The 26,336-nt window shown below is 69.5% G+C and carries 24 protein-coding genes and 1 pseudogene; 11 read left to right on the top strand and 14 right to left on the bottom strand.

Annotation, left to right across the window (positions count from 1 at the left end; translation table 11 throughout):
• Positions 1-56: 56 nt before the first annotated feature.
• Positions 57-566: a PucR family transcriptional regulator gene (locus RL72_RS08525; RefSeq protein WP_139168288.1), complete on the bottom strand. Its 510-nt coding sequence runs from the start codon at positions 564-566 to the stop codon at positions 57-59.
• 602 nt (positions 567-1,168) lie between these two features.
• Between RL72_RS08525 and RL72_RS08520 the strand changes: the two genes are divergently transcribed.
• Entirely contained in the window at positions 1,169-1,504 is a 336-nt protein-coding gene (locus RL72_RS08520; protein WP_045250448.1) for a hypothetical protein, read from the top strand.
• A gap of 264 nt (positions 1,505-1,768) precedes the next feature.
• Here RL72_RS08520 and nirD read toward each other — a convergent pair whose 3' ends face one another.
• Entirely contained in the window at positions 1,769-2,158 is a 390-nt protein-coding gene (nirD, locus tag RL72_RS08515) for a nitrite reductase small subunit NirD (RefSeq protein WP_045250396.1), read from the bottom strand.
• Positions 2,159-2,340: 182 nt separating this feature from the next.
• Here nirD and nirB point away from each other — a divergent pair, with 182 nt between their 5' ends.
• The 3 genes and pseudogenes from nirB to RL72_RS08500 all read left to right on the top strand — a co-directional run bounded on the left by nirB (position 2,341) and on the right by RL72_RS08500 (position 6,844).
• Positions 2,341-4,935: a nitrite reductase large subunit NirB gene (gene nirB, locus RL72_RS08510; protein WP_045250395.1), complete on the top strand. Its 2,595-nt coding sequence runs from the start codon at positions 2,341-2,343 to the stop codon at positions 4,933-4,935.
• Positions 4,936-4,940: 5 nt separating this feature from the next.
• Positions 4,941-5,717 (top strand): annotated as a pseudogene (cobA, locus tag RL72_RS08505) (uroporphyrinogen-III C-methyltransferase); the annotation flags it as partial.
• On the top strand, positions 5,714-6,844 hold the full coding sequence (locus tag RL72_RS08500; protein ID WP_045250394.1) for a uroporphyrinogen-III synthase: 1,131 nt from the start codon (positions 5,714-5,716) through the stop codon (positions 6,842-6,844). The pseudogene cobA and the gene RL72_RS08500, both read left to right, overlap by 4 nt.
• An 83-nt stretch (positions 6,845-6,927) precedes the next feature.
• Here RL72_RS08500 and RL72_RS08495 read toward each other — a convergent pair whose 3' ends face one another.
• The 8 genes from RL72_RS08495 to RL72_RS08460 form a co-directional block, all read right to left on the bottom strand.
• Positions 6,928-8,499, bottom strand: a complete 1,572-nt coding sequence (locus tag RL72_RS08495) for an FAD-dependent oxidoreductase (protein ID WP_045250393.1) — start codon at positions 8,497-8,499, stop codon at positions 6,928-6,930.
• Positions 8,496-10,622: a molybdopterin oxidoreductase family protein gene (locus RL72_RS08490; protein WP_248700422.1), complete on the bottom strand. Its 2,127-nt coding sequence runs from the start codon at positions 10,620-10,622 to the stop codon at positions 8,496-8,498. The genes RL72_RS08495 and RL72_RS08490 overlap by 4 nt, the downstream gene beginning before the upstream one ends.
• Positions 10,623-10,719: 97 nt before the next feature.
• Positions 10,720-12,126, bottom strand: coding sequence for an MFS transporter (locus tag RL72_RS08485; RefSeq protein ID WP_082072269.1), 1,407 nt, complete (start codon positions 12,124-12,126; stop codon positions 10,720-10,722).
• A 331-nt stretch (positions 12,127-12,457) separates the two neighbouring features.
• Positions 12,458-13,426 carry an alpha/beta hydrolase gene (locus tag RL72_RS08480; RefSeq protein ID WP_045250391.1) on the bottom strand — a complete coding sequence of 323 codons (969 nt, stop codon included), beginning with the start codon at positions 13,424-13,426 and terminating at the stop codon, positions 12,458-12,460.
• 190 nt (positions 13,427-13,616) lie between these two features.
• Entirely contained in the window at positions 13,617-14,585 is a 969-nt protein-coding gene (locus tag RL72_RS08475) for an alpha/beta hydrolase (protein WP_052674274.1), read from the bottom strand.
• Positions 14,586-14,750: 165 nt separating this feature from the next.
• On the bottom strand, positions 14,751-15,629 hold the full coding sequence (locus RL72_RS08470) for a carbohydrate ABC transporter permease (protein WP_082072268.1): 879 nt from the start codon (positions 15,627-15,629) through the stop codon (positions 14,751-14,753).
• The gene (locus RL72_RS08465) at positions 15,626-16,570 is read right to left on the bottom strand and encodes a carbohydrate ABC transporter permease (protein WP_082072267.1); all 945 of its coding nucleotides are present in this window, start codon (positions 16,568-16,570) and stop codon (positions 15,626-15,628) included. Before RL72_RS08465 ends, RL72_RS08470 begins: the two co-directional genes overlap by 4 nt.
• A gap of 19 nt (positions 16,571-16,589) precedes the next feature.
• Positions 16,590-17,921, bottom strand: coding sequence for an ABC transporter substrate-binding protein (locus RL72_RS08460; protein ID WP_045250390.1), 1,332 nt, complete (start codon positions 17,919-17,921; stop codon positions 16,590-16,592).
• 173 nt (positions 17,922-18,094) lie between these two features.
• Between RL72_RS08460 and RL72_RS08455 the strand changes: the two genes are divergently transcribed.
• Positions 18,095-18,661: a TetR/AcrR family transcriptional regulator gene (locus RL72_RS08455; protein WP_045250389.1), complete on the top strand. Its 567-nt coding sequence runs from the start codon at positions 18,095-18,097 to the stop codon at positions 18,659-18,661.
• Here RL72_RS08455 and RL72_RS08450 read toward each other — a convergent pair.
• Positions 18,639-19,385, bottom strand: coding sequence for an RsbRD N-terminal domain-containing protein (locus RL72_RS08450; protein WP_052674273.1), 747 nt, complete (start codon positions 19,383-19,385; stop codon positions 18,639-18,641). The two genes, RL72_RS08455 and RL72_RS08450, sit on opposite strands and share 23 nt — an antisense overlap.
• Before the next feature lie 306 nt (positions 19,386-19,691).
• On the opposite strand from RL72_RS08450, the gene RL72_RS08445 reads away from it, so the two are divergent.
• From RL72_RS08445 to RL72_RS08430, 4 genes are all read left to right on the top strand, one after another.
• A complete protein-coding gene (locus RL72_RS08445) occupies positions 19,692-19,940 on the top strand; it encodes a hypothetical protein (RefSeq protein ID WP_045250388.1) in 249 nt (82 codons plus the stop codon).
• Positions 19,937-20,833 carry an NAD-dependent epimerase/dehydratase family protein gene (locus tag RL72_RS08440; RefSeq protein ID WP_045250387.1) on the top strand — a complete coding sequence of 299 codons (897 nt, stop codon included), beginning with the start codon at positions 19,937-19,939 and terminating at the stop codon, positions 20,831-20,833. The genes RL72_RS08445 and RL72_RS08440 overlap by 4 nt, the downstream gene beginning before the upstream one ends.
• A gap of 142 nt (positions 20,834-20,975) precedes the next feature.
• Positions 20,976-22,028 carry a Dyp-type peroxidase gene (locus RL72_RS08435; protein ID WP_082072266.1) on the top strand — a complete coding sequence of 351 codons (1,053 nt, stop codon included), beginning with the start codon at positions 20,976-20,978 and terminating at the stop codon, positions 22,026-22,028.
• A gap of 25 nt (positions 22,029-22,053) precedes the next feature.
• A complete protein-coding gene (locus RL72_RS08430; RefSeq protein ID WP_045250386.1) occupies positions 22,054-22,854 on the top strand; it encodes a family 1 encapsulin nanocompartment shell protein in 801 nt (266 codons plus the stop codon).
• A gap of 39 nt (positions 22,855-22,893) precedes the next feature.
• Here the strand turns inward: RL72_RS08430 and RL72_RS08425 are convergent, their stop codons facing one another.
• The 3 genes from RL72_RS08425 to RL72_RS20065 all read right to left on the bottom strand — a co-directional run bounded on the left by RL72_RS08425 (position 22,894) and on the right by RL72_RS20065 (position 25,010).
• A complete protein-coding gene (locus RL72_RS08425) occupies positions 22,894-24,333 on the bottom strand; it encodes an HNH endonuclease signature motif containing protein (RefSeq protein ID WP_052674272.1) in 1,440 nt (479 codons plus the stop codon).
• Positions 24,334-24,453: 120 nt separating this feature from the next.
• Positions 24,454-24,819: a cupin domain-containing protein gene (locus tag RL72_RS08420; RefSeq protein ID WP_045250385.1), complete on the bottom strand. Its 366-nt coding sequence runs from the start codon at positions 24,817-24,819 to the stop codon at positions 24,454-24,456.
• 20 nt (positions 24,820-24,839) lie between these two features.
• A complete protein-coding gene (locus RL72_RS20065; RefSeq protein WP_169748219.1) occupies positions 24,840-25,010 on the bottom strand; it encodes a hypothetical protein in 171 nt (56 codons plus the stop codon).
• A gap of 172 nt (positions 25,011-25,182) precedes the next feature.
• Here RL72_RS20065 and RL72_RS08415 point away from each other — a divergent pair, with 172 nt between their 5' ends.
• Complete coding sequence (locus tag RL72_RS08415; protein WP_045250439.1) at positions 25,183-25,797, top strand: MarC family protein; 615 nt, start codon at positions 25,183-25,185, stop codon at positions 25,795-25,797.
• 8 nt (positions 25,798-25,805) lie between these two features.
• Positions 25,806-26,267 (top strand): hemerythrin domain-containing protein, encoded by a 462-nt coding sequence (locus RL72_RS08410; RefSeq protein ID WP_045250438.1) that lies wholly within the window; start codon positions 25,806-25,808, stop codon positions 26,265-26,267.
• The last annotated feature ends 69 nt before the right edge of the window (positions 26,268-26,336 follow it).

Raw genomic sequence — 26,336 nt, 5'->3', positions numbered from 1 at the left:
GTTGCCTCAATTCTCCGTCACCGCACCGGCGTCCCGGGCATGTCGCGCGGGTCGGTTCAGGTGCCGCGGTGCTGCGCGATCCGGGTGAGCTCGAGTCCGTACGCCGCGGCGGCGAGTTCGGCCATGTCGTTCGGGCGGGTGAAGCTGCGCCCGGTGAGCTCCTCGATCCGCCGCAGCCGGTAGCGCACGGTGTTGGGGTGGCAGTGCAGCAGCGCCGCCGCGTCGGCCGCGGATCCGCCGGTGTCGATGTACGTCTCGAGCGTCTCCAGGATCACGTCGCGGTCGCTCTCGGCGAGGTGCAGGACCGGGCCGAGCACGTCGTCGGTGAGGCGCTCGGCCTCGTGCGGATCCGCGGCGATCATGGCCGCGATCGGGCTCGCGCTGAACACGCGCACCTTCGTCACGCTGCGGGCCGTCGTCGCCAGTGCCGCGCGGGCCAGCCGCAGCGCCCGCGGCGCATCGGTGCGCGCGGGGAACGGCGGGCTGACGCCGACGCGGGCGCCCGGGTAGCCGCGCAGCGTCTCGAGGACCTCGTCCATGGCATCGGGGCGGGCGAGGGCGATCACGCCAAGCACCGGCGGGAGAACTCACAACGGTCGCGGGCGCAGAAGAAGCGACTCCGGGAGTATGCCGCCGACTCTGGGATCGCACTCGAGGACATCAACCGAGGCCTTCCGGGATTCGGGCCTATCGTTCGCGCATCCAGTGAGATCGTCGGCATCAGCGGGAACCATACACAAGGAATGTGGGCCTTCATCAGCGGACTCACACACCCATCGGTGAAACGAAGCATCGCCGCGTCAGACATCGAACGTCTCGCCGACGGAGAAGTGTTCGCAGCCAAGTTCACCGCGAACCTCGCATCCGTCGCCATGGCGCTTGACGCTGCCATCGCAACGCATCTCGCGGCCCTACGTCTCCTAGCCCGGAGGGGAGGGCGGACAGAGCTGGCATGGTCGCCGGGTCCAGGATTTCCACCCCCCAGGCGGCGCGCGTCCATCGGACAAGAACATAGGCCGAGACCGCGGAAACCCCTGACCTGATATAATATTCGATATCGGATATTCTTCTATCGCCTGAAAATCGTAGTTTTATACTAATGAGATGAAGGATGGTAGGCCAGGATTCGCGATCGCGCGCCGGCGCCGGCGTCCGGATCGCGGGCCCCGTGGGCACTAACAAGCGCTACCCGTACTTGGCCGCACAGCGGGCCGAGGAGAACGAGCTGCGCAAGGCCCGCAAGGCGGGGCCGCTACAGTCGCTCACCGACATCCAGATCCGCTCCCACACCGTTCCCATCACGCACGCGCCGCGCACGCCCGCGATGTGGGGTCATGCCTGGGTGCGGTTCGGCGACGTCGACGTGCGCTGCGTCGTCCGGATCCTCCGATGGACCCCTGACGCCGTGGGCGTCGCGGTCCCCGTCGACGAGGAATGGTTGCGCTGCTGGATCTGGCAGGGCGCCGTGCAGCGACTTGAGAACCGCACGGACGCCTGGATCTAGGCCGTCGGATCCTCGGGGCGCCCCTAGAGGTGTGAGGGCTACACGCCGAAGTGTGGTGCGGATCTCGTTGCGCGAGTGCCGGCCCACCCCTGGGGTCGGCTCCCACGGGCTATGCCCCATGAGGTCCCCGCCAAGCGGGTTGGAATCTGAAAATCCAACCCGCCCACCTCAGTCTTAACCTCTCTCCCGCGCGCCAGGGGAGGAGAGAGCCGCGGGAGAGAGGCACCTTCCAGACTCTACGCGTCTATGTACCGTGGGTGCCGGTCATTCGCTGAGTTCGATCTCGATGAAACCGCCGACGATGCGTGTGCGGAATGTGCGCAGCAACAGAGCAGGATCGGTCAAGCACTCTCCTGTGCCGAGGTCGTAGACCTCTTTGTGCAGGGGCGAGGCGACGGTGGGGCGATCACCCCGGGAGCCGACGATACCTCGCGCCATCACCGGTGCGCCGTCTGCCGCGGGATCGGTGTGCTCCACCGCGTACACCTCACGCGGTGAGAGCAGGAACAGGGCGATCTGACGCATCCGGATGAGCACCGCTTCGCCCCAGGAGGGTTCGAGGTCGTCAACGCGACACACCCGCTCCCAGGTGGGGTCCGACGGAACGGACCGGGTGGAGACGGCACGAGGGCGGGTCTGCGTGATCGTGGTCATGAGATGACGCTAGAACGCGTGTGTTTCGTTTGTGCTCGCGCCGTATGTCAGGGATGTGAATCTCCTCTCACAGGCGCCTGGCAGGCCTGTGCGGTGGTCGTCACGCGTCGGTTACATCATCGAAATGGCGGGGAAACGGCCTGCTCTTACGCTCGGGAACCACCGAACTGGAGGGGGCACGCATGACGTCCCGCAACACGCTCATCGTCGGAGGCGGCCCCGCCGCCCACCGGCTCGTGGAGGCCCTGCTATCGCGCTTCGCCGATGAGCCGGCCGCCGCGCACCGCATCACCGTCGTCGCGGAAGAGCCGTATCTTCCGTACGACCGGGTGCAGCTGAGCAAGCGGCTCGCGGACGGATCCGTCGATCTCACGCTGGATCCGGCGTCGTGCTGGGAGCACGCCGCGGTCTCCCTGCGGGTCGGCGAACGGGCGCAGGCGATCGACCGCGCCGCGAAGACAGTGACAACGTCGACCGGCGACGTGCTCGGCTACGACGATCTCGTGCTGGCGACTGGATCCTCCGCCCCTGTGCCCGAGATCCCCGGTGCTGCGGCCGCCCGCGTGTACCGCACGATCGACGACGTGGACGCCCTCGTTGCCGAGGTCGCGGCACTCCGCGACGAGCTGGGCCGTTCTCCGCGCGTCGCCGTGGCCGGAGGCGGTCTTCTCGGACTGGAAGCTGCAGGAGGCGTCGCCGCACTCGGTGCCGACGCCGTGATCATCCACTCCGGCGGGTGGCTGATGTCGGCCCAGCTCGACGAGGGCGCGGGCCAGGCCCTGGGGCGGCTGATCGCGGCCCGCGGGGTCCACCTGCACCTCGGCACCCGGCCGCAGAAGATCGTGCTCGGCGCTGGCGGCCGCCCCGTCGAGGTGCTCTGCACCGACGGCCGCAGCGTTCCGGCCGACATCGTCGTGTTCGCCATCGGCATCCGAGCGCGCGACGAACTCGCCACGGCGGCGGGGATCGAGACCGCGCCGCGCGGCGGCGTGATCGTGGACGAGGCCTGCCGCAGCGCTGATCCGTCGATCTGGGCCATCGGCGAGGTCGCTGCGATCGACGGCCGCACGATCGGCCTGGTCGCGCCGGCCAACGCTATGGCCGAGACTGTCGCCGACCGGCTGCTCGGCGGCGATGCGGCTTTCACCACGATCGACGACGCCACCAAGCTCAAGCTGTCGGGCGTCGACGTGGCGAGCTTCGGCGACGCGTTCGCCCGCGATCCCGGCGCCCTCGAGATCGTGTACGCGGATCCCGCGCGCGGGCTGTACCAGAAGCTCGTCGTGAGCGACGACGCCCGCACGCTGCTCGGCGGCGTCTTCGTCGGCGACGCCACGCCCTACCTCGGTCTGCGACCGCTGCTCGGTCGGACCCTCGACGCCGAGCCGGCCGCGTACCTCTCCGCCGCCGGTGCCGAGCCGCCCACGAGCGGCGCGCTGCCAGACGACGCGCTGGTGTGCTCCTGCAACAACGTCGCCGCGGGGACGGTGCGCGCCGCGGTCGGCGACGGTTGCCACGACCTCGGAGAGCTGAAGACCTGCACCCGCGCGGGCACGCAGTGCGGATCCTGCGTGCCGCTGGTGAAGAAGCTGCTCGAAGCGGAGCTCACCGCCGCCGGCGCCACGGTCTCGCACGCGCTGTGCGAGCACTTCGACCTGTCCCGGCAGGAGCTGTTCGAGTCCGTCCGTGTTCTGGGGCTGACGAGCTGGGACGAGACGATCACCCGCCTCGGTCGCGGGCGCGGCTGCGACATCTGCAAGCCCGCGGTCGGATCGATCCTCGCCACCCAGCACGGCCAGTATCTGCTTGACGGCGGTCGCGGCCCGCTGCAGGACACGAACGACCGCGCCCTCGCCAACATGCAGAAGGACGGCACGTACTCGGTCGTGCCGCGCATCCCCGGCGGCGAGATCACCCCCGAGAAACTCGGCGTGATCGCCCGCGTCGCGCAGGACTTCGGCCTGTACACGAAGATCACCGGCGGACAGCGGATCGACCTCTTCGGCGCACGGCTGGACCAGCTGCCGGACATCTGGCGTCGGCTGGTGGACGCCGGCTTCGAGTCGGGGCAGGCGTACGGCAAGGCGCTGCGGAACGTGAAGAGCTGTGTCGGATCAACCTGGTGCCGGTACGGCGTGCAGGACTCGGTGGGGATGGCGATCGCCCTGGAGCTGCGCTACCGAGGCCTGCGCAGCCCGCACAAGCTCAAGTTCGGCGTCTCCGGATGCGCCCGCGAATGTGCCGAGGCGCGCGGAAAGGACGTGGGCGTGATCGCGACCGATCTGGGCTGGAACCTCTACGTCGGCGGCAACGGCGGCTTCCAGCCCGCCCATGCGCAGCTGCTCGCATCCGACCTGGATGACGAGACGCTGGTGCGCTACATCGACCGCTATCTGATGTACTACATCCGCACCGCCGACCGGCTGCAGCGCACCGCGCGCTGGATGGAGGATCTGGACGGCGGCCTCGACCACGTCCGCGACGTCGTGGTGCACGACTCACTCGGCCTGGCCGCCGAGCTCGAGGCGGCCGTGGCGCAGCACGTCGAGACCTACGCGGACGAGTGGGCGGCAACGCTCGCCGACCCGGAGCGGCTGCGCCGGTTCCGCTCCTTCGTGAACGAGCCGGCTCTTGCGGATCCGTCCATCGCGCGCGTCGCCGAGCGGGGACAGCTCCGCCCGGCGACCGCGGCGGAGCGCGCGGCCGGCGTCGTGTCGATCGCCGGCGCCACGATCCCGCTGCGCACCGACGCGATGCCCGCGGAGGGGCGATCGTGACGGCCGCGGTCGGGTCGGTCGCCCTCGTCGGCGGCGGTCCGGGCGACCCCGACCTCCTCACCGTCGGCGCGGTCAGGGCGCTGCGGGACGCCGATGTCGTGCTGTTCGACCGGCTCGCGCCGTACGCGCTGCTCGCGGAGCTCGCGCCGCAGGCGGAGCTGGTCGATGTCGGCAAGCGCCCCGGCCATCATGCGATCCCGCAGGAGGAGATCGAGCGGATCCTGATCGACCACGCGCTCGCAGGCGCCGCGGTCGTGCGCTTCAAGGGCGGGGATCCGTTCGTCTTCGGTCGCGGCGGCGAGGAGGCGGCGGCCTGCCGGGCGGCCGGCGTGCCAGTGAAGGTCATCCCCGGGGTGACGAGCGCGATCTCGGTGCCCGCGTCCGCCGGCATCCCGGTCACGCACCGCGGGGTCGCGCGGCTGTTTACGGTGGTCTCCGGGCATGCACCGCTCACGGAGTCCGAGGCGGAGCACCTGGCCGGCCTCGGCGGTACCATCGTCGTGCTCATGGGTGTCTCGAACCTGCCGTCGATCAGTGCCGGTCTGCTGCGCCACGGCATGGATCCCGGCACGGCCGTCGCGATCGTCGAACGCGGATTCACCGCCGACCAGCGCACCACCGTCTCCGACCTCGCAGGCATCCGCGGGGCCGCGGAGGACGCCGGGGTGCAGTCCCCCGCGGTGATCGTCGTGGGCGACGTCGTCCGGCTCGCCGTTCACGGGGACCGGGAGGCCGTCGCGCTGCTCACGGACGCCGTCGCACTCGCGGGGGATGCCCCATGACACCGTCCGAACGCATCGATCCTGTGTCCGGCTTCGGTCCGGACCAGCTCGCCGGCTTCCGGATCGGCGTGACGAGCGATCGTCGCTCGGCCGACCTCATCGACGCGTTCGAGCGCCGCGGAGCGTCCGTGCTGCACGCTCCCACCGTACGGATGCGGCATGCGGATGACGATGGTCCTGTCATCGACGACACCCGCAGCATCGTCGCCGCGCACCCCGATCTCCTCCTCGCGACGACCAGCTACGGAATGCGGCGCTGGTTCGAGGTCGCCGATGCGGCGGGGCTCGGCGCAGCGCTGCAGGACTCGCTGTCCGCGGCGACGATCCTGGTGCGCGGCCCGAAGGCGCGGGGCGCCGTGCGCGCGGCGGGGCTCGACGACGAGGGCATGAGCGACGAGGAGACGACGGCGTCTCTGGTGGACAGGGCCGTCGCCGAGTTCGGAGCGGGCACCACGGTCGCGGTGCAGCTGCACGGCCAGACCGATCACGCGCAACTGGAGCGGCTCGCGCAGGCCGGAATGCACGTGCTCACGGTCGCCCCATACACCTGGTCGAACGCCGAGGACGACGACGAGCGGATCACCCGCCTCATCGACGCGATCGCGGCCCGGCAACTGGACGGCGTCACCTTCACGAGCGCCCCTGCGGTGGACGGACTGTTCATCGCCGCCCTGGCCCGCAGCCGCCACGACGAGGTGGTTGACGCGCTGCGGCGGGACGTGGTGGCCGCGAGCGTGGGCCCGGTGACCTCCGCGCCGCTGCGAGCGGTCGGCATCCCGGTGCTGCAGCCGGATCGCTACCGGATGGGCGCGCTCATCCGGCTCGTGTGCGAGCACCTCGAAGACCGCGCGACGCAGCGCGTGCAGACCCGGCACGGCGAGGTCCAGCTGCGTGGCAGCGTCGCCGTCGTTGACGGCACGCCGGTGCGCCTCACCCCCACCTCCGTGACGCTGTTCCGCGCGCTGGTCGCCGCCCGCGGCGCGGTGGTCTCCCGCCGGGAGCTCTCCGGATCCGTGGACGGCGACGAACACACCATGGAGGTCTCGCTCAGCCGGCTGCGGCAGAGCCTCGCGACCCCCGGCCTCGTCGCCACGGTCGTCAAGCGCGGCTACCGGCTCGACGTCTGAGCCTGCCGGTCTCTGAACCTGTCGAAGCGCTCCCCCCTGACCCGGGCCCTTGGACAAGCCCAGGGACCGGATCGCGCCGGCTCTCACCCCGCCGGCACCACCGCCAGCAGCGCGGCGATACGTCCCTTGCAACCCCCACACCCGGTGCCGGCGCGCGTGCAGCGGCCGACCTCATCGACGGTGCCGCACCCGTCGGCCACCGCGTCTGCGATGCGACCCGCCGTCACGCCGTTGCACCAGCACACGGTCGCATCGGGCCCGAGCGGGTCATCGGCGGCCACGGCCGTGCCGGCATCGGCCGCGTCGAGCCGCAGCAGCGCCGCCGGATCTGCGACGAGGCCCATTCCTCGCTCGTAGCGCAGGGTGAGCTCGGCGCCGGCCCGGGGCAGGCCGACCGAGACGAACCCGGCGAGCACGCCGTCGCGGACGACGGTCTTCAGATACGCGCCCCGCGCGGCGTCCACCCACACGCTGACCTCGGCGTCGGCGTCCCACGGCTCGGCCGCATACGCCCCGCCCGACACCACATCGATCCCGGTCGCCTTGAGCATGAGCGCCGTGGGGCGCTCGTGCCGCGCGACGGTCGCCTTCGCGCCGACCGCGAATCCGGCCGACTCGGCGTGCAGTCGGCTCGCGACGGCGGCGGCCTGCCGCCATCCGGGTCCGATCAGACCGCTCGGCGCCCCTGGCACGCGCCCCGTGGCGTCGGCCTCCTCAGGATCGGCGACCTGCGCGCAGTCGCCGATCGCGAACACGTCCGGATCCGTCCAACTGCGCAGATCCGGGTCGACGAGTACACCGGTCGCGCACGCGAGGCCGGCGGCGAGCGCGAGCTCGACCCGGGGCGCGACACCGCAGGACAGCACGAGCAGGTCGCCGCGCAGGTAGGTGCCGTCGGCGCACACGATGCCGTCGAACACGGGCCCACCCGGGGCGTCCCTGAGCTCGACGGTCTCGGCGCGCGCGTGCGCCGCCATCCGCAGGCCCGCCGCTCGGGCGGCACGCGCGAGCATGCGGCCGCCGGTCTCGTCGAGATTGCGGGCCATCGGCGCCGCACCGTGGTGCACCACGGTGACCCGCGCCCCGTGCTCGGCGGCGAGCAGCGCGAACTCCATGCCGAGCACCCCTGCCCCGAGCACAAGGATCGCCCCACCCCCGGCGACTACCGGCGCGACCGCCTCGGCGTCGGCCACGTCGCGCAGCGCGAGCACGCCCGCGGGCAGCGCCCGGCGCCCGCCGTCCCGACCGCGCACGGGCGTCGCGCTGCGCTCGTGCCGCGTGTGCTCCAGACCGCCGAGGGTCGGTACGTTGGCGCGCGCGCCCGTGGCCAGCACGAGCCGGTCCCAGCCGATCTCCTCCCCGTCCGAGGTGCGCACCACGCGCCCGGCGCGGTCGACGGCGACCGCCGTCTCGTCGAGCCTGATCCGCACTCCTGCCGCCCGGGCCGCGGCGGTGTCAGCGATCTCGAGGCGCGTCCGTGAGGCGGCGCCCACCGCGTACTCCGCGAGCAGCACGCGGTTGTAGGCATCCTCGGCCTCCGCACCCAGCACCGTGAGCGACACCCGCCCCGCGGTCACCGCGGGCAACAGCTCCTCGACGAAGCGGGCGCCGACCGGTCCGTAGCCGATCAGCACGGTCCGCAGCGGGGCCGTCATGCCTGCACCCGCTCGGCGTTCACGGATGCGGCTCCGTTCTCTCCGACCGCCGGGGTGACGACGACCATGGTTCGCTTGAACTCCGGCATGCCCGAGACCGGATCCGTCACCGCGGCCGTCAGCAGGTTGACGCATTCCTCGTTCGTGAAATGGAACGGCAGGAACACCGTGTCGAGGCGGATCCGCTCGGTCAGAAGGGCGTCGGCCACGACACGCCCTCGCCGGTTTCGAACCACGACAGGATCCCCGTCCGCGACGCCGAGGCGGGCCGCCGTCGCGGGGTGCATCTCGGCGCGGGCACGCGGCTGCGCCTCGGTCAGCTCGCCGACCCGACGGGTCTGCGCCCCGGACTGGTAGTGCTCCAGCAGGCGCCCGGTGATGAGCGTGAGCAGCATCGAACGGGTCCCCGCGCCCATCGTCGCGCCGCAGAGCGGCTCGTCGAGCGCCTCTGGCTCGTGCTCCCGCGGCTGCACCGGCACGAGCCGTGCCCGGCCGTCCGAGTGCGCGAACCGCTCGGCGAACAACCGCGGCGTGCCGTCGGAGCCTGCGGGGTACGGCCAGTGCGCGGCCACCCCCGCGGCGAGCTGGGCGTCGAGGAGCGCGTGGCTGAGCCCTGAGTAGTCCGCGATCCCGCCTGCGGAGGCGCGGGCGAGCTCCGCGAACACGATCGCCGGATCGGTCGGCCACTCCGACGGCGCCTCCAGCCTGGCGGCGAGATCGGCGAGGATCTCCAGCTCGCTGCGCACCCCGGGCGGCGGGGGCAGCGCGCGGCGGCGGCGGATCACCCGCCCCTCGAGCGTCGTCAGGGTGCCCTCCTCCTCGGCCCACTGCGTGACCGGAAGCACGACGTCGGCGAGTGCGGCGGTCTCCGAGAGCACGAAGTCGCTCACGACGAGCAGATCGAGCGCGCGCAGCCCCGCCATGACCGCGTGCGCGTCCGGTCCGGAGACGACCACGTTCGCGCCGTGCACGAGCAGGGCGCGAACGCCCCCGGGCCGTCCGAGCATACCCAGCAGCGGCACGGCCGGAACGCCCGGCCCGGGCAGGCTGTCCGGATCCACACCCCAGACGGCCGCCACCGCCGCCCGGTCCGCGGGATCGGCGATCTTGCGGTAGCCCGGCAGCTGGTCGCTCTTCTGCCCGTGCTCACGCCCGCCCTGGCCGTTGCCCTGGCCGGTGAGCGTTCCATAGCCCGAGCCCGGCCGGCCCGGCAGCCCGAGCACGAGAGCGAGGTTGATCGCCGCCGTGGCCGTGTCGGTGCCGTCGATGTGCTGCTCGACGCCCCGCCCGGTGAGGATGTAGGTGCCATGGCCGCGCGCGAGCCGGTGGGCGGTCGCCCGCAGCACGCCGACGGGGATCCCCGTCGCCGCCTGTACCCGTTCCGGCCACCACGGCGCGACACTGCGACGCAGCGCGTCGAAGCCGACGGTGCGCTCATCCAGGTAGTCGTGGTCGGCGAGTCCGTCCGCCAGCACGACGTGGGCGAGGCCGAGCAGGAGCACGAGGTCGGTGCCGGGCGCCGGCTGCAGGTGCGCGCCTGCCCCGTCCGCCGTGAGCTCGGCGGTCTGCGAACGGCGCGGATCCACGACGACCAGGCCACCGGCGGCGCGGGCGCCCGCAAGGTGCGAGAGCAGGGGTGGCATGGTCGCGGCGACGTTCGAGCCGAGCAGCAGGATCGTGTCGGCGTCGTCGAGGTCGGAGACGGGAAAGGGAAGGCCGCGGTCGATCCCGAAGGCCCGGTTGCCCGCCGCCGCGGCGGACGACATGCAGAACCGGCCGTTGTAGTCGATGCGCGAGGTGCCCAGCGCCACCCGGGCGAACTTGCCGAGCAGGTACGCCTTCTCGTTCGTGAGCCCGCCGCCCCCGAACACCGCCACCGCGTCGGGTCCGTCTGCTTCGCGGATCGCGCGCAGCGACGACGCGATCCGCGCCAGCGCCTCGTCCCAGCTCGCCGGGCGCAGGGCGCCGGCGTCGCGGATCAGCGGGGTGGTGAGCCGTTCCGGGGAGGCGAGCAGGGCGGCAGAGGTCCACCCCTTCTTGCAGAGCCCGCCGCGGTTGGTCGGGAACGTGCGCCCCTCCACTCGCACCGGGGCGGAACCGGCCGGATCCGGGGTGAGCGTCATGGCGCACTGCAGTGCGCAGTACGGGCAGTGCGTGTCCGCCGCAGCAGAACAGGCGGGAGCCGTCGGGGGCGGGGATCCGGTTGCCATCGCGGCCGACTCAGATCCGCGTCCCGCGACGGCGTCCGCGCAGCAGCACGGCGGTCGTGACCCCGCACAGCATCACGTAGACGACCACGAACCAGCCGAGACCGACGGCGTAGCCTCCGGTCGCTGCCTTGGACAGCCCGAGCGCCTGCGGGATGAGGAACCCGCCGTAGGCGCCCAGCGCGGAGACGATCCCCAGCGCGGCGGCCGCGGCGCGTTGGGTGGCAGCGTCGCCGGACGAAGAGTGGCCGTCCACACCGGACCTCAGCGCGAACAGAGTCGGGATCATCCGGTATGTCGCGCCGTTGCCGGCGCCGCTCGCGACGAACAGCAGGAGGAAGAAACCGAGGAACAGCCAGAAGGAGTGCAGCGGCAGGGTGAGCACCACGGCGAGGGCGCCGAGCGCCATGACTGCGAAGGCGGCGATCGTCACGGCGCTGCCGCCGAACCGGTCGGCCAGCCGTCCGCCGAAGGGGCGCGCGAGCGACCCGACCAGTGCCCCGACGAACGCGAGCGACAGCATCGCGCCGCCGACAGGGAAGGCAGTGAAGGCGGGGAACTGGTCGGCGATGAGCTTGGGGAAAACGGCGGAGAAGCCGATGAAGGATCCGAACGTGCCGATGTACAGAAGCGCCATGAGCCACAGCTCGGGATAGCGCAGCGCGGCCAGAGAAGCCGAGATGTCGGCACGGGCGCTCGTGAGGTTGTCCATCCGGCGCCAGGCGCCGAGGGCTGCGATCAGGATGAGCGGCACCCAGATGAGACCCGCGAGAGGCAAATGCAGGGTGGTGCTGGCTCCCAGGGTGATCACGATCGGCACGACGAACTGGGCGACAGCGGCGCCGAGGTTCCCGCCGGCGGCGTTGAGCCCGAGGGCCCAACCCTTCCGCCGCTGCGGGTAGAAGGAGGTGATGTTCGCCATCGAGCTCGCGAAGTTGCCGCCGCCGAGGCCTGCGAGCGCCGCAACGGTGAGCATCACCGGGAACGGGGTGCTGGGGTTCGACACGCACAGCGCGAGCCCGAGCGCGGGGATCAGCAACAGCAGCGCCGACACCACCGTCCAGTTGCGTCCGCCGAAGCGCGGCACCATGAACGTGTACGGGAAGCGCAGGGTCGCTCCGACCAGGCTCGGGATCGAGATCAGCCAGAACGTCTCGGAGACGGTGAAGTGGAATCCTGCCGCCGGCAGCGCCACGACCACGATCGACCAGAGCTGCCAGACGACGAAGCCGAGGAACTCGGCGAAGATCGACCAGCGCAGGTTGCGCCGCGCGATCGCAGAGCCGGCGGTTCGCCACTGCTCACGGTCCTCCGCGTTCCACCCAGAGATCCACCGTCCCGGCAGGAAGCCGAGCGCGGCGCCGGTCGCGGGGCTCTGCGCGCTGTGCGTGGACGTGCTGTTCGTGGCGATGCCAGTCATGCGGACCTCCCAGTGTGCCTGTGCGATCACGCTAGGAAGTGCTTGTTTCGGGCTGTCGCGCGCGCCGTAACGACTGCGTGTCGAAGTCCTCTCCTCCCCCACGTGCAGTTGTGAGGCGACGGGGGTATGTGCGCCGGACATCTATAGGACCGAAACGAGACAGCTGCGTGTGTACGTTGCGGTGCGTCTGCGTCGAGGATGAGGCGCTCAGGTTGGATCATCCACTCGCGGGCGACATAATCACGCTCTCGCCGGATCCGATCCTCGTGACAGTCAGTGATCTCACCGCTAAACGCTCAGCAGTCCCCTGCCCGCCAGGTTAGGAGACGCTCTAGGAGCTAAGGACGCGGTCTAGCCAGCTTTCTCTGGCGGTAGTAGCGGCACGAGACACGATGGCGTCTGCAAGCATCTCGAACCCGTGGAAGCCGCCCGCCCATACGTGCAGTTCGGCTTGAACACCGGCCTCCCACAGTTTCGTCGCGTAGGCCACGTCCTCATCACGGAACACCTCGGCGCTGCCGCAGTCGATGTACGTTGACGGCAGGTTGGACAAGTTCGTCGCGCGTGCAGGTGCGGCGTAGATCGAGACGTCCCGAGTGCCTTTCCGATCGCCGAGAAGCGCGGTCCAACCCACGATGTTCGCTGCCCGGTCCCAGAGACCGACACCGTCTATCTGTTTCGTGGAGACGGTCGCGTCACGATCATCGAGCATTGGGCACATTAGAACCTGGCCGAGAAGGTGAGGGCCGCCCCGATCGCGCGCGAGCAGCGCAGCGCCAGCGGCGAGACCGCCTCCGGCGCTACCGCCGCCGATCAGGATGCGAGAAGGGTCGATGCCCAATTCGTTAGCGTGCGCCGCCATCCACACGAGGCCGGCGAAGCAGTCTTCGACTGGATATGGATCTGGGAACTCGGGTGCCAGTCGGTACTCGACACTGACCAACACCGCATCGTGGCGCTCGATTGCGCCGAAGAAGACCTCCACGCCGCCAAGCCGGTCACCGAGCATCATCCCGCCGCCATGAGTGTGATAGATGCCCGGCCCCCGCCCGGTGTGGTCGTTGCGTGCGATCACGGTCAACACGATCTCGTCTCCGAGGTGACCCGGGACTGTGATGTCACGGCGTGACAGGCCTAGCGTGGTCATGCGCGCCCGCAGCGCTTCCTGGTCCGTAACGAAGTTCGGCCGGAGCGCGGGGAGCAGATCGGTTGTAAGTACGTCAGGCATCTGCCCACGGATCACGGCCAGCGGCGCCTCCAACTGAGGGTCAAAAGGTGGCCGTGCGAGGGTCTCGGTCATCTGGACTCCTTTGTCTAGTGCCACTTGGTTGTGGCGGATTTGTGGGCTTGAGTGGCATCAGCCATGGTCAGAGCGCACACCGGGAAGGGGTATGCGAGGAGAACGAGAGGGGTTTGTGATACGGGGCCCTCGGCAGTGCGGGTATCCGCCTCGACATCCTGGTGGCTTGCGAATGGGCCTGCAGCACCCCTCACACGTGCACCTCCTCCGTGCCGCGGGCGCGCCCGCGGCACAGTCGGGCGTTAAGAAAGGCGACGGTCAGATCAACGATGGCGTCGACGTCGCCCCCGAAGAATCCATGGTCAGCGCCTTCGATGAGATGAAGCTCGCTAGGAACGCCCTCAGCTTGGAGTGCCTCGTGATAGGCGATGCTTTGCTGGTGCGGAACCAGCTGATCGAGCGTGCCATGTATGAGGAGCGTGGGCGCCGTCGCCTGGTTGATGTGCGTTATCGGGCTCGCCCGGCGAGCAAGCTCGGGCTGCTCCGACACTGCGACTCCGATCAGAAGCGAGGAGGGCGATGTGGCAGCGCCATGATCGGGGAACGGCGAGCCGGGGAGTGTTTCCTCCTGCAACGTGTCCAACCGTGTGGCCGGATACCAGGCTACTGAGGCGGCGATAGAAGAGGACAGCCCAGTCATGCCCACTTCACCTTCCAGTACGGGATCGCTGGTGTTCGAGCCGAGGAAGAGGGAGAGATATCCGCCGGCGGATTCACCCACTGACCCGATCCGATCCGCGTCGAGGCCGAGTGCTGGAGCGGCGTTTCGAAGCCACCGAGTGGCCGCTTTCACGTCATGCACTTGTGCCGGGAAGGTCGCTTCTGCCGAGAGTCGGTACTGGATGGTGGCGACGGCGTAGCCCTCTTCGAACAGTCTCGCAAAGAGAGGTCGACGGTCATCGACATCGCGGGAGCGGAAGTTCTTACTGCCGGCGAGCCAGGCCCCACCATGAATAAAGATGATCAGAGGCGCGGGTTTATTCGCATCAGCGGGAATCATCAGGTCAAGGAGTAGCGGGCGGTAGCCGTCGACGATCGCGTATTCAACGTCTCGATAGCGCCGGAATCCGTCCTCCGTCGTGTAGTTGATCTCCGATGGGCTATCGCAGCAAGCAGGTTCCCAGTCCGTCGGAAGGCGCAGCGGGGTCTTGAGCGTCATGACTCTCCTTGGCGGTCAGTAGTCGGGCCATCAGGGCCCGAGCCTTGGCTCTCTTCACTGCCACGGTGCTCAGTGTTCACATCCCGCCTCCGCAACGAGCCAGTCCAACGAGCAGGGGACGGCCCCTGCGGTCGGTTCCTTCTTCAGAGTGGCGAACCTGGGCTCTCATCCCTTGATCGATCCTTCGGTCAGGCCCGATACGAGGCGACGCTGGACGAGGATGTAGGCGATCATCACTGGAAGGCTCGTTAGAACAACGTGGGCGAAGATGAGTTCCCACCGCATCGATTGGATCTCGGACGAAGTGCTGGAGAATTGGTAGAGAGCGAGCGGGAGGGTCGCGTTCTCGGATCCGTGGAGGAGAAACAGGCCGAAGAAGAACTCATTCCAGATCGTGATGATCAGGATGACCCCTCCGACCAAAAGCACCGGGATCAGGCTGGGCAGGATCAACAGGCGATAGATCTGCCGCTTAGAGGCGCCGTCGATTGCGGCGGCCTCCTCGAGTTCGGCAGGCATCGCCTTTACGAATCCGGTCGCCAGGAACACAACGATCCCCATGCGGGTTCCCACCATGACCAGGAAGTAGCCGAAGCGATCGCCGGCGATTCCGAGCACCTGCAGCTCGTAGATGGTCGGAAGGATCGCCGGCGGTAGGAGAATGGACATGACACTCAGCGTGTAGCCCGTTTTCATGCTGATCCGCTTGGATCGCGCGAATGCCCACGCAGCCATCGACCCGAAGATCATCACGCACACCAGGGTGGGGATGGTGATCATCAAGCTGTTCAGCAGCGCAGCCGGATAGTTTCCTTCGACAAAGACCCGCGAGTAGTTCTCGACGATCGCCCATTGGTGAGGGAGCGCGAGACTGAGCTGACTGGCCTCGCTGTACGGCTTGGCGGAGTTGACGAGAAGAAGCCACAGGGGAATCCCGATCCACGGCATGCCGATGAGCACGAGGAGGGTGAGGCGGCCGCCTTCACGGAGACGGGCGGTCCGGTGAGTCGCCCCGAGCCGACTGCGGACGTGCTGTGTGCTCATGCTTCGATCTCCCGACGCCGTAGGTATGCGATCAAGGGCAGGCCCAGAGCGACGACCAGGATCGTCACCACCAGGCTCAGGGAGCTCGCGCTGCCGAAGAAGCCCATCCCGTACTGCCGGTACATCGCGATGTTAAGGACGGTCGTGGCGTCGCCAGGTCCCCCGCCCGTCGTTGCCTGAATGATGTCGAAGGCGCTCAGCGCACCGAGGAAGGTGGAGACGACACTGAAGGTGAATGCCGGTGCCAGTAGACGGAACTTCACTCGCCAGAATCGTTGCCAGCTGTTCGCGCCGTCGATCATGGCGGCTTCGATCAAGCTGTGCGGGATGGAGTTCAGCCCGGCGATGTAGACGAGCGTCACCAACCCGCTCCATTTCCATGCGTCGATGAACGCCACGGTGAACAGGGCGGTGTCGTAGTTCCCCATCCAACCGAAGTCGAATCCCGGGATGACGATTCCGATCGCTGCATTAAGTGGACCGTGGGGTGAGAGGATCGCGGCCCAGATGTAGCCGGCTGCTACTGGCGAGATCAGCACCGGGACGAAGAAGGCCGCGCGAAACACGGAGTTCACCGCGCTCGTGCGTTGCAGGAGGAGCGCGAGGATCAGACTCACGGTGTTCTGGACGACCAGCGCGACGATCGCATAAGTGATCGTCACGCGGATCGCGTTTCCGAGCACCCCGGTGTCCGCGAGGTCGATGAAGTTCTGGATCCCGTTCCACTTGATGGACGAGGAGAAGCCCGTCCAGTTCGTAAAGGCGAAATAGATGTTGAGGAGGAAGGGAAGAAGGAAGAATGCGACGGTCAGTGCTACCGCCGGCACTACGAACGGCCACCAGCGCAGATCCTTCCGGCGCCGGCGTTGGGGGCGGACGGGGTGCCGCCCCCGGCTCCGGCCGGGGGCGGCGACAGCTGCGTCGCTGTGAACGAAAGTCATGAGTTGTGGAGGACCTTTCTTACCAGCCTGGAAGCTGCGCTGCCTTCGCCGCCTGTTCGAACACCTTTTGAGCGTTCTCCCCGATCGGCTCGGGAGTCTGGCTGCCGCTGAGCAAGCCGGTGAGATAGTCGGCGAACTTAGAGCCGAACCCGACGAGGTTCGAGTTGAAGGCAATTGCGGAGTCGGCGTTATAGGCGTCGGCGATCTCCTTCGAGAGCTCCTGATACCCCCCAGTAGGGGGCTTCGCGCCCTTCAAGAGCGGGAACGTCCCCGACTCGTTGACGAAGGCCTGGTACCCCTCTCCAGTGGCGTACTGGATGAACGCGAGCGCGGTACTCTCGGTGTCGGCATGGCCGGTCTTTGGCACATACCATGTCCCACCGAGAGCTGGAGCCCACGCTGCGGTCGGTCCATCCGCCCCCACCGCAGCAAACCCGATCGTCTCATCGGTCTTCTTGGCCGATCCGAAATATTCGTTGAAGGTCGACACGAACCCGGAGTGGAGCGCCACCATCGCCGTCTTCCCCTGGGCAACTGCCGCGATCGAGTCCTCGAACTTCGCCGTGGTCGCATCGCTGTTGAAGCAACCGGACTTCTGCAGGTCTTTGTACGCAGCGAGACCGTCGACGAACGGGCTGTTGGGTGCGTCGAACGTAGTCTTGCGATCGATTACCTGCTGCGCCCAGTTGTCCTTCTTCTGAGCCGAAGACATATACATGATCCCGCCGAGGATCTGGGTCGGCCAGACCGATCCGCCGCTCTCGAAGATCGGTGTGACACCGGGGTCGCTGGTCTTCAGGGTCGAGCAGATCTTCGCGAGATCGGCGTAGGTTTTCGGCTTGCTGAGGCCGTTCTTCTCGAAGACCTCCTTGTTGTAGAAGATGTCAAAGAGCGTGGGGGTGTCAGTGATGGCCGCGTACACCTTGCCGTCGAGCGAACCACCGTACTTGTACGTATCGCCCGACTTCGCCACATAGGGCATGTGCGACAGGTCGATGAGGTTTTTCGCCGGGTTGAGGGACCAGAAGTTCGACGTGGCGTGATACTCCAGAAGGTCGGGCCGGTCCCCGCTGGCCCACTTCGTCTGGACCGCTGTTTCGAAACTGTCGGCCGGAATCTCGACGATGTTCATCTTGACACCGAACTTCTCCCCGAATCGCGAGTAGACGTGGCGAACCGCATCGCTGTCTGCGGCGTTCGTCCAGACCGTCAGCTTCTTCGCGACGACGTGCGCGTTGCCGTCAGCCGCAACACCCCCGTCTTGGCTCGACCCTCCGGGGGCCGAGCACCCCGCGAGCAGCATGGCCAGGCCCATACTTCCAATGGCCGCGATCCGGATGGAACGTTTCATTTCAGACTCCTATGGCTGATGTAGTGATTGCGGTGCGCGTGCCGCGTCGACGGCGATGCTGGGTGGCGCCACGGGTACGACAGGTGCAACGGGTACGAGGAATTTACCACTGATAAGTTCCTCGTACAATCCTCCTTGGGTATGGATTCGAACCCGACCACTAAGATCGAGGGATGAGCGAGCGGGTTCTGACGCGAAAGGGCCAGGCTCGCCGGGCGGAGATACTGGAAACTGCATTGAAGGTGCTCGCTGAGCGCGGCTACCGTGAAACCTCGCTCCGGGCGATCGGTCGCGAGCTGGGAATCGAGCCCGCCCACATCCTTCACTACTTCCAATCGCGGGAAGGCCTCCTCGAGGAAGTCATCCGCGCCTGGGATGCACCGGTGGACGCGCAGAATGATGCACCGTTCCTGCAGATTTGGCCCGAGGTCCTCGAGCGCAACGCGAAGATCCCCGGCCTCGTGCACTTATATACAGCTCTCGCGGCCGAGGCCTCCACCCCTGATCACCCTTCGCACGATTTCTTCCAGAATCGGTATCGCCGTATCCGCCGCAGGGTTGCCGATGAGGTGGATCGAGGTATGCGGGAGGGCCGGTACGTCCCGGCGCTGAGTTCGGATGAGATCGCCGTCATGCTCATCTCTCTGTCCGACGGCCTGCAGCTGCAATGGCTGATCGACCCCAGCATCAATCCGGCAAGTCAGCTCCGCTCTGCGATCACGAGGTTGACCGAGCCCTGACGAGCAGCGCCTGCCAGGTCGCGCAGCTCGCGCTATCCTGCAGGGCCGGCGTGAGCCGCCATCCTGACACGCAGCCCTGCTCGGCGAGGCGCCGGGCGATCCCCGGCAGCGACTCCGCCGCCACCTCGTTGGTCTGCGCCGCGACCACGACGAGATCCGCGTCGGCGGGGAAGCCGAGCAGCGACGCCGCCTCCCAGGGGCCGGCGTCCTTGCTGACGTGCCCGGTGAGCAGCACCTCGACGAGGGCGGCGCGACGGTGCTCCTGGGAGATGAGGATCTCGGCGGTCGTGGCGCGATAGGCCTCGGTGACGGCCGTGGCGTGCTCCTCGGCGACGGCCCAGATCCGCGTCGACGTGTCCAGCAGCCGGGTGAGCACCTCTGTCCGCGGGCTCTGCGAGGCGCGTTCCACGAGCGCTCCCCACAGGATCCCGAATCCGATCCGGTACACCTGCAGCACCTCGGGCAGCGGCACGCCCTGGTGCGCCCTGCGGCGGCCGGTCTGCTCGGGGACGGCGAGGTCCAGAGGCTCTCCCGGATGCCGCAGCGCGCGCACGAGGAAGCGCAGGTTGTCCTCGATCGAGCGTCGCAGTTCGCCGGTGGAGACGTGCTTCTCGTCCTGGTAGACGGGCAGGGTCTCGACGCTGCGGGCGTAGACCTTCTCGATCAGTCCCGGCAGCTGGTGCTCGACCCAGGCGATGCCCTCGTCGCGGTCGGCCGGGCTCATCGGATCCCCGTGGACGAGAGGCTCGCCGCGCTTTCCGTCATGTCCGCTCTCCTCGATCCCGCCGGGTGGCCGCTCCGTCCCGTGCGCGTCGCTGACAGCGAGATTACGCCGTCGGCGAGGGCGCCTCGCGCCTTCAGCAGATCATGGGCGGGATGCACGGCGGCGTCGGCGCGCGCGACGTCTGTCCGGGGTCACAGCACCGTTTGTGCGCGCCGACAGGTCCGCCCCGGGAGCCTCCCGTGACAGACGGCGGAGGGTTAGCGTGGCGTGCCACAAGGGGGTGGCCATGACCATCGTGAGACGGCGATGATCCCGCAGACGTACACCGCGGAGCTGCGGGACCGGCCGTTCGGCCCCGTGGTGGAGCGGCTGGAGGGGCTCGTCCTCATCGAACGGAGACCGGAGGACGTGCTCCGCCGGGTCGTGGAGCATGACGGCCGGCGGTGGGTGAAGGTCTACGACATCGAGCCGGAGGAGCGCGACGGCCGGCTCTTCTCCTACCTGCTCGCCTACGAAGGGCCGGAGGACATCGGAACGGACGAGGAGGAACGATGAGCGTGCTGCTGACCGGGGCGACCGGCTTCATCGGACGGGCGGTGAGGGAGGCGCTGCTCGCGGCCGGCTATCGCGTGACCGCCCTCGTCGACGACCAGGACGACGCGGACGAGGTGCGCGCCGCGGGAGCGGATCCGTTCCTCGCCTCCGAGGAGGACACCCGCACGGTGGCGGATCTCGCGCTGGCGTCGGACGGCGTGATCCACACCGCGACCTCGCGGACCGAGGACGCGGACTTCATCGCGGCGGTCACGCCAGGGCTGCTGACCAGCGACAAGCCCTTCGTCTACACGAGCAGCCTGTGGACCTATGGATCCGGACGGGACCTCACGGAGAAGTCGCCGGCCGCGCCGCCGCCGGCGGTGACCTGGATGGCGGAGACCGTGCAGCGGCTCCTCGCGGACGACGGCGAGGGGATGCGGGTCGTGGTGGTCGCGCCCGGGATCGTCTACGGGCACGGCCAGGGCATCCCGCGCCGGTTCGTCGACGACATCGACCGCAGCGGTGCGCAGCCGGTGCTGCCGCTGATCGGCGACGGGTCGCAGCGGTGGGCGACCGTGCACGTCGACGACCTCGCCGACCTGTACGTCCGGATCATCGGCGCCGAGTCCCACGACGACGACGTGTACATCGCCGCGTCCGGCGCGTCGGAGACCGTGGCCGAGCTGGCGGCGGCCGCGGCGCATCCGGAGGGCGCCACGGTGCGGGCCGAGACCGCCGAGGAGACCGCCGCGCGGATCGGATCCGGGCTCGCCGGAGTGCTGCTGCTCGATCAGCACGCCGCCGCCGACCGGGCGCGCGAGCGGCTCGGCTGGCGCACCGTCCGGCCTTCGCTCGTGGACGAGCTGCGCGCCGGCTATCTCGATGCTCCCGGGGATCCGGCCTGGGGCTGACCGGCGATCCGATCGTGGCCGGGTGCGCGTCTGTGCTCCCGGCCAAGGCCCGCTGACCGCGCCGACAACCCGGCTTGAAGCCGGTGCGCGCGCATGACAGGCTGACCGTGCGTGGCGTGCGCCCGCGGAGGGGACGGGTCGAGTGGTCACTCAGCAGTTCGTCGCGGCGCCGGCGCGCGCGGCCCTGTTCCTCGTGATGACGGTGAACGAGGGCAGTGAAGAGGTCGTGCGCGACGTGTTCGCCGACCTGTCGAGCATCACCCGATCCGTGTCGTTCCGCGTGCCCGGCGACCAGCTGAACTGCGTGCTCGGCCTCGGCGCAGGGCTCTGGGACCGGATGTTCGATCTGCCGCGCCCTCGCGGCCTGCATCCCTTCGTGCCGCTGGACGGGCCGCGCCACAGCGCGCCCAGCACCCCCGGGGACCTGCTGCTGCACGTGCGCGCCCACCACATGGACGTGTGCTTCGAACTGTCGCGCCAGGTGATGGACAGGCTGCGCGGGCACGCGGTCGTCGTCGACGAGACGCACGGCTTCAAGTACTTCGACGAGCGGGATCTGCTCGGTTTCGTGGACGGCACCGAGAACCCCGAGGGCGACGCCGCACCCGCAGCGGTGCTCATCGCCGACGAGGATCCCGACTACGCCGGCGGCAGTTACGTCATCGTGCAGAAGTACCGGCACGACCTGGAGGCGTGGGGTGCGCTGCCGGTCGAGGAGCAGGAGCGCGCGATCGGCCGCAGCAAGCTCGAGGACGTCGAGATGCCGGACGCGGTCAAGCCGATCAACTCCCACGTGCACCTCAACACGGTGGTCGACGCCGACGGCGTGCAGCGGCAGATCCTGCGCGACAACATGCCGTTCGGCGAGCTCGGCACGGCCGAGTTCGGCACGTACTTCATCGGCTACGCGGCGGATCCGGGCGTGATCGAGCAGATGCTGCGGAACATGTTCCTCGGGAGCCCGCCCGGCAACACGGACCGGATCCTGGACTTCTCCACGGCGCACACGGGCACGCTATTCTTCACGCCGGCCCTGGACTTCCTCGACGATGTGCCGGGACCGCGCGCCGGCGCGTCGGCGGATGACGCGCCGGCCGACACGGCGCCGGTCGCCGCCGCGCCCGGCCACTCCGCCCCCTCCGACGCGAAGGCGACGGATCTGGGCATCGGCGGGCTCCGCGCCGCCACGCACTGACACCGAACAGCGAAAGGCCGACGACATGGACAACCTCCACCGCAGACTCGCACCGATCTCCTCGGCCGCCTGGGACCAGATCGACGACGAGGCGCGGCGCACCTTCATCACGCGCATCGCGGGACGTCGCGTCGTCGACGTGCCCGAGGCGGGCGGGTCAGGCCTCTCCGCCATCGGCACCGGCCATCTCGAACCGATCGCGGCGCCCGCGCCATCGGTCGAGGCGCGACGGCGGCAGGTGCAGCCGCTCGTGGAGCTGCGCGCCCCGTTCACGGTCACGCACGCCGCCGTCGACGACGTCGAGCGCGGAGCGCAGGACTCCGACTGGCAGCCCGTGAAGGACGCCGTCGAGGCGCTGGCGACCGCCGAGGACACCCTGGTGTTCGCCGGATCCGAGGCCGCCGGCGTGCAGGGCATCATCGCGAGCAGCTCGAACGACACGATCCCGCTGCCGGCGGATCCGCGCGAGCTTCCGGCCGCGGTCGCCCGCGCCCTCACCGTGCTCCGCACCGTCGGGGTGCAGGGGCCGTACGCGCTGCTGCTGTCGGCCGAGCTGTACACCGCGGCCTCCGAGACCGTCGACCACGGCTACCCGGTGGCGGAGCACCTGCGCCGCCTGCTCGGCGATGACGGCACCATCGTGTTCGCCCCCGCGCTCGACGGCGCGATCGTGCTCACGATGCGCGGCGGCGACTACGCGCTCACCCTCGGTCAGGACGTCTCGATCGGCTACCTCTCGCACGACGCGGAGGGCATCCGCCTGTACGCGCAGGAGTCGGTGACGTTCTCGGCCTACACCTCGGAGGCCAGCGTCATCCTCGGCTGAGCGCCGCGGGACGGTGTGTCGGCGCCCGTTCTCCGGACGTCAGAATCCGGGCGCGGCGGGATCCTTCTCCCAGGGCGGGTCGGGGTCCTGGTCGTCGATGGTGAAGGTGACGGGCGACGGCGGCCGGTCGATGTAGCTGTATCCGGTGGGACTCGTCCACTCGAGCACGCCGGCGCCTCGCTGCCTCACGGTCCAGGCGGTCTGGTGCTTGAGGACGTGATGGCGTCGGCAGAGCCCGCCCAGGTTGCCCTCCTCCGTCGCCCCGCCGAGGGCTGCGTCGACGGTGTGATCGAGGTCCTGAGTGCGCGGCGGGAGACCGCAGGTCGGGAATCGGCAGCGGGAGTCGCGGGCGTGCAGGAGGCGGCGGAGGTCGGCGTTGGGCCGATAGCGGTCGACGGCGAGGATCGCGCCGGTGACGGGGTGCGTGAGCACGCGCTCCCAGGCTGTGGCTCCGCCGGCGAGGACGCGGGCGGTGCGGGCGTCGATGGGCTGTCGGCCGGCGAGCTCCGCGGGCTGCTCGGCGCGAACGTCGAACGCAGGGGCGGCACCGGGGTCCGGCGCGGAGCCCGCCGTCGCGTCGGAGGCGAGCAGGGTGAGCGCGGGCACGGTGAGCTCGATGCGCGCCTGGATCGCCGCGAGCAGCCCCTCGGCGCTGTCGTGTCCGCGGGGCGTTGCGGTCAGCAGCAGGTCGGCGCACAGATCGGCCCGCAGCTGATCGACCGTACGGGTGTCTGCGGGGTCGCCGAGGCCGTCCGAGCCGGAGCGGCCGTCCGCGCCGGAGCGCCCCTGCGCATCGGCGTTCCGTGCCGCCTTCGCGTTCTCGGTCGTGACGAGCCGCGCCTGCTGGGTCAGCCGGTCGTAGATCCCGTCGATCACCGCGGCGGAGTGGATCAGGCCCAGCGCCTTCTGCCCGTCCGGCAGATCCTCCCGCCACACGGTGCGGTTGCGCTGCGCGTCGCGATGGCGCTCCGTGAGACTGCGCGGCGCGAGGCGTTCCGCGATCCGCTCGACCGCGCGCTTGGCGCGATGCGGCGTCTCGTCGATGCAGGCGGCCACCGCGGCCTGCTCGTACCGGCTTCGGGCGTCATCGTCGAGAGGGGCGCCGGCGTCGTGGATCAGGCGCGCGTGCGCGCCGTTGATCCGCGCGTCGCTGAACGCCCGCATCGTCTCGGGGTAGCGGGTCATGAGATCGGCGGCGCGTGACATGCGCGCCTGCACGACGCGGTCGGACATGTGCAGCACTCCGGCGAGCTCTGCGGCGACGCTGCGTGACGCCAGGTCCGCGGAGTCGGGTCGCGCATGCTCGGACGCCGCGGCGGCGATCTCTTCGGCGAGGCGCTGGGCGACGGCCAGATGCGCCTCCCGCACCGCCTGGAGCCGCACGATCGACGCCTCCGTCGCGGCCAGACCCTCGGTCAGCATGCGCAGCACGGCGACCGGATCCACCGGATCCGTCGTCGTCGCCACCGCGTCTGCCATGCCCTCAGTCAACCAGGGGGCCACCGACATTCCCGACCTGCAAATGCCCAGATCAGGTGCAATAAGTGTCATCACCGCGTCATACCGTTCCGTCCGGCGACGACGTGACGGATGCCGGGATCAGCGGAGCTCGCGCAGCTCCGCGGTCCGCGCGCCGCCGGCGTCTCCGGTGTTGACCGTGCCCTTCGGCTCGAACAGGATCGCGTGCACCTCTTCGTCCGCCTTCGGACAGTGTTCGACGCCCCGCGGCACGACGAACACGTCGTTCGGTTCGAGGACGACATCCCGATCGCGGAGCTGGATCGTCAGCCGACCGGCCACGACCATGAACAGCTCATCCGTGTCGGGATGCGTGTGCCAGACGAACTCGCCCTGCAGCTTGACCACCTTGACGTCGTAGTCGTTGACGCTCGTGAGCCGATGCGGCTGCCAGTGCTCGCCGATCGCGGAGAGGGCTTCGTTCACATTGCGCACGTCGTCTGTCATGGGACGACGGTAGCCGACGCCTACTTGCGGATGTCGCCGCTGTCGGGCTCGAAGCCCTCCTCGACCGCCTCGTCGGGCTCGAAGGAGGCGTCGTCCGTCTCGCTCTCCTCGACCGCGGCCGCCGCCTGCTCCTTCGCCTCTGCGAGCGCCGCCTCTTCGCGCTTCTCCTCGCGCCGCTTCTCTCCGAACATCGCGTCTCCTCTGGTCCGTGCGGTGGCTTCGCCGCCACCTTACGCCCGGGCGCACATCGTCGGCGGCGCGCGCACGCCGGGGCACAGCCGGGCTTGTCCGTGCGCACAGGATCCCGGGGCGAGAGCCGCGCCGCCGCGGGCGGCCGTGGTGCACACGCGGGACAATGAGGGCATGTGGGCCGTCCTCCTCGCGTCGTTCCTGGCACTGATCCCGATCACCAACCCCGTCGGCGCGATCGCCGCGTTCGCCGGGCTCACCGCGGGAGACGACCCGCGCGACCTGCATCGGCAGGCCTGGCTCACCGGCGTCTACGTCGGCGGGATCCTCGTCGTCTTCACCTTCGTCGGCACCGAGCTCCTCACGGTGCTCGGCATCGGACTGCCGGCGCTCCAGATCGCCGGAGGCCTCATCGTGGTCTACTCCGGCTTCACGATGCTCTACCCGAGACCGCAGCTCACCAAGCCCGAGCAGAAGGGCGCGGTCGCCAAGGCCGACGTGAGCTTCTCGCCCATGGCCCTGCCGCTCATCGCCGGCCCCGGGGCGATCGGCGTGGTGATCGCGCTCGCGGCACGGCATCCGCAGCTCGACGAGCGCCTGGGCGTGGCGCTGGCCTGCGTCGCGATCGCCGCCGTCACGGCGGTCGCGCTGCGCTACGGCACCCCGCTGATCGAGAAGCTCGGACCGAACGGGATCGGCGCCCTCACGCGCATCATGGGCCTGCTCATCGCCGCGATCGGGGTCGAGATCACGCTGCACGGCGTCACGGCGTTCTTCGGGAAGCTGTGACCGCGCGCATGCCCGAGAACGAGACGACTCGGCTGATCGCGTGGAGCAGCGAGCTCCGCGAGGCCCACACCCGGCTGCGCGACGCACTCGCCTTCGTGCGCGCAGGAGGGGCGGATCCGCGGTCGGCCGACCGGGATCTGCTGCTGCACTGCCGCGGCTTCTGCACCGCCCTCGATCAGCACCATCGGGGCGAGGACCGCGCCCTCTTCCCGGCCATCGAGGCCGCGCATCCCGAGCTCGCCCCGGTGCTGCGCAAGCTCTCGGAGGACCACGCCATGATCGACACCCTCCTCACAGCGCTGCGGGACGCGGTCGACGGCGGCATCGCGCCCGGCGACCTCGACCGGCATCTCGACGGCGTGGGCGCCATCATGGAGAGCCACTTCGCCTTCGAGGAGCGGCAGCTGCTCCGCGTCCTCGAGACCCTCGCCCTCGACGCGGATCCCCGGGACGTGCTCGGAACGCTCTGATCGCCGGATCCGGCCTGGCAGGTATGGTGCTGTGGGGCGCGCCGTACTCGCGTGACGTGCGCAGGAGGC

This window comes from Microbacterium azadirachtae (assembly GCF_000956545.1).
Lineage (GTDB): Bacteria > Actinomycetota > Actinomycetes > Actinomycetales > Microbacteriaceae > Microbacterium > Microbacterium azadirachtae.
This window is presented reverse-complemented; position numbering and strand designations above follow the sequence as displayed.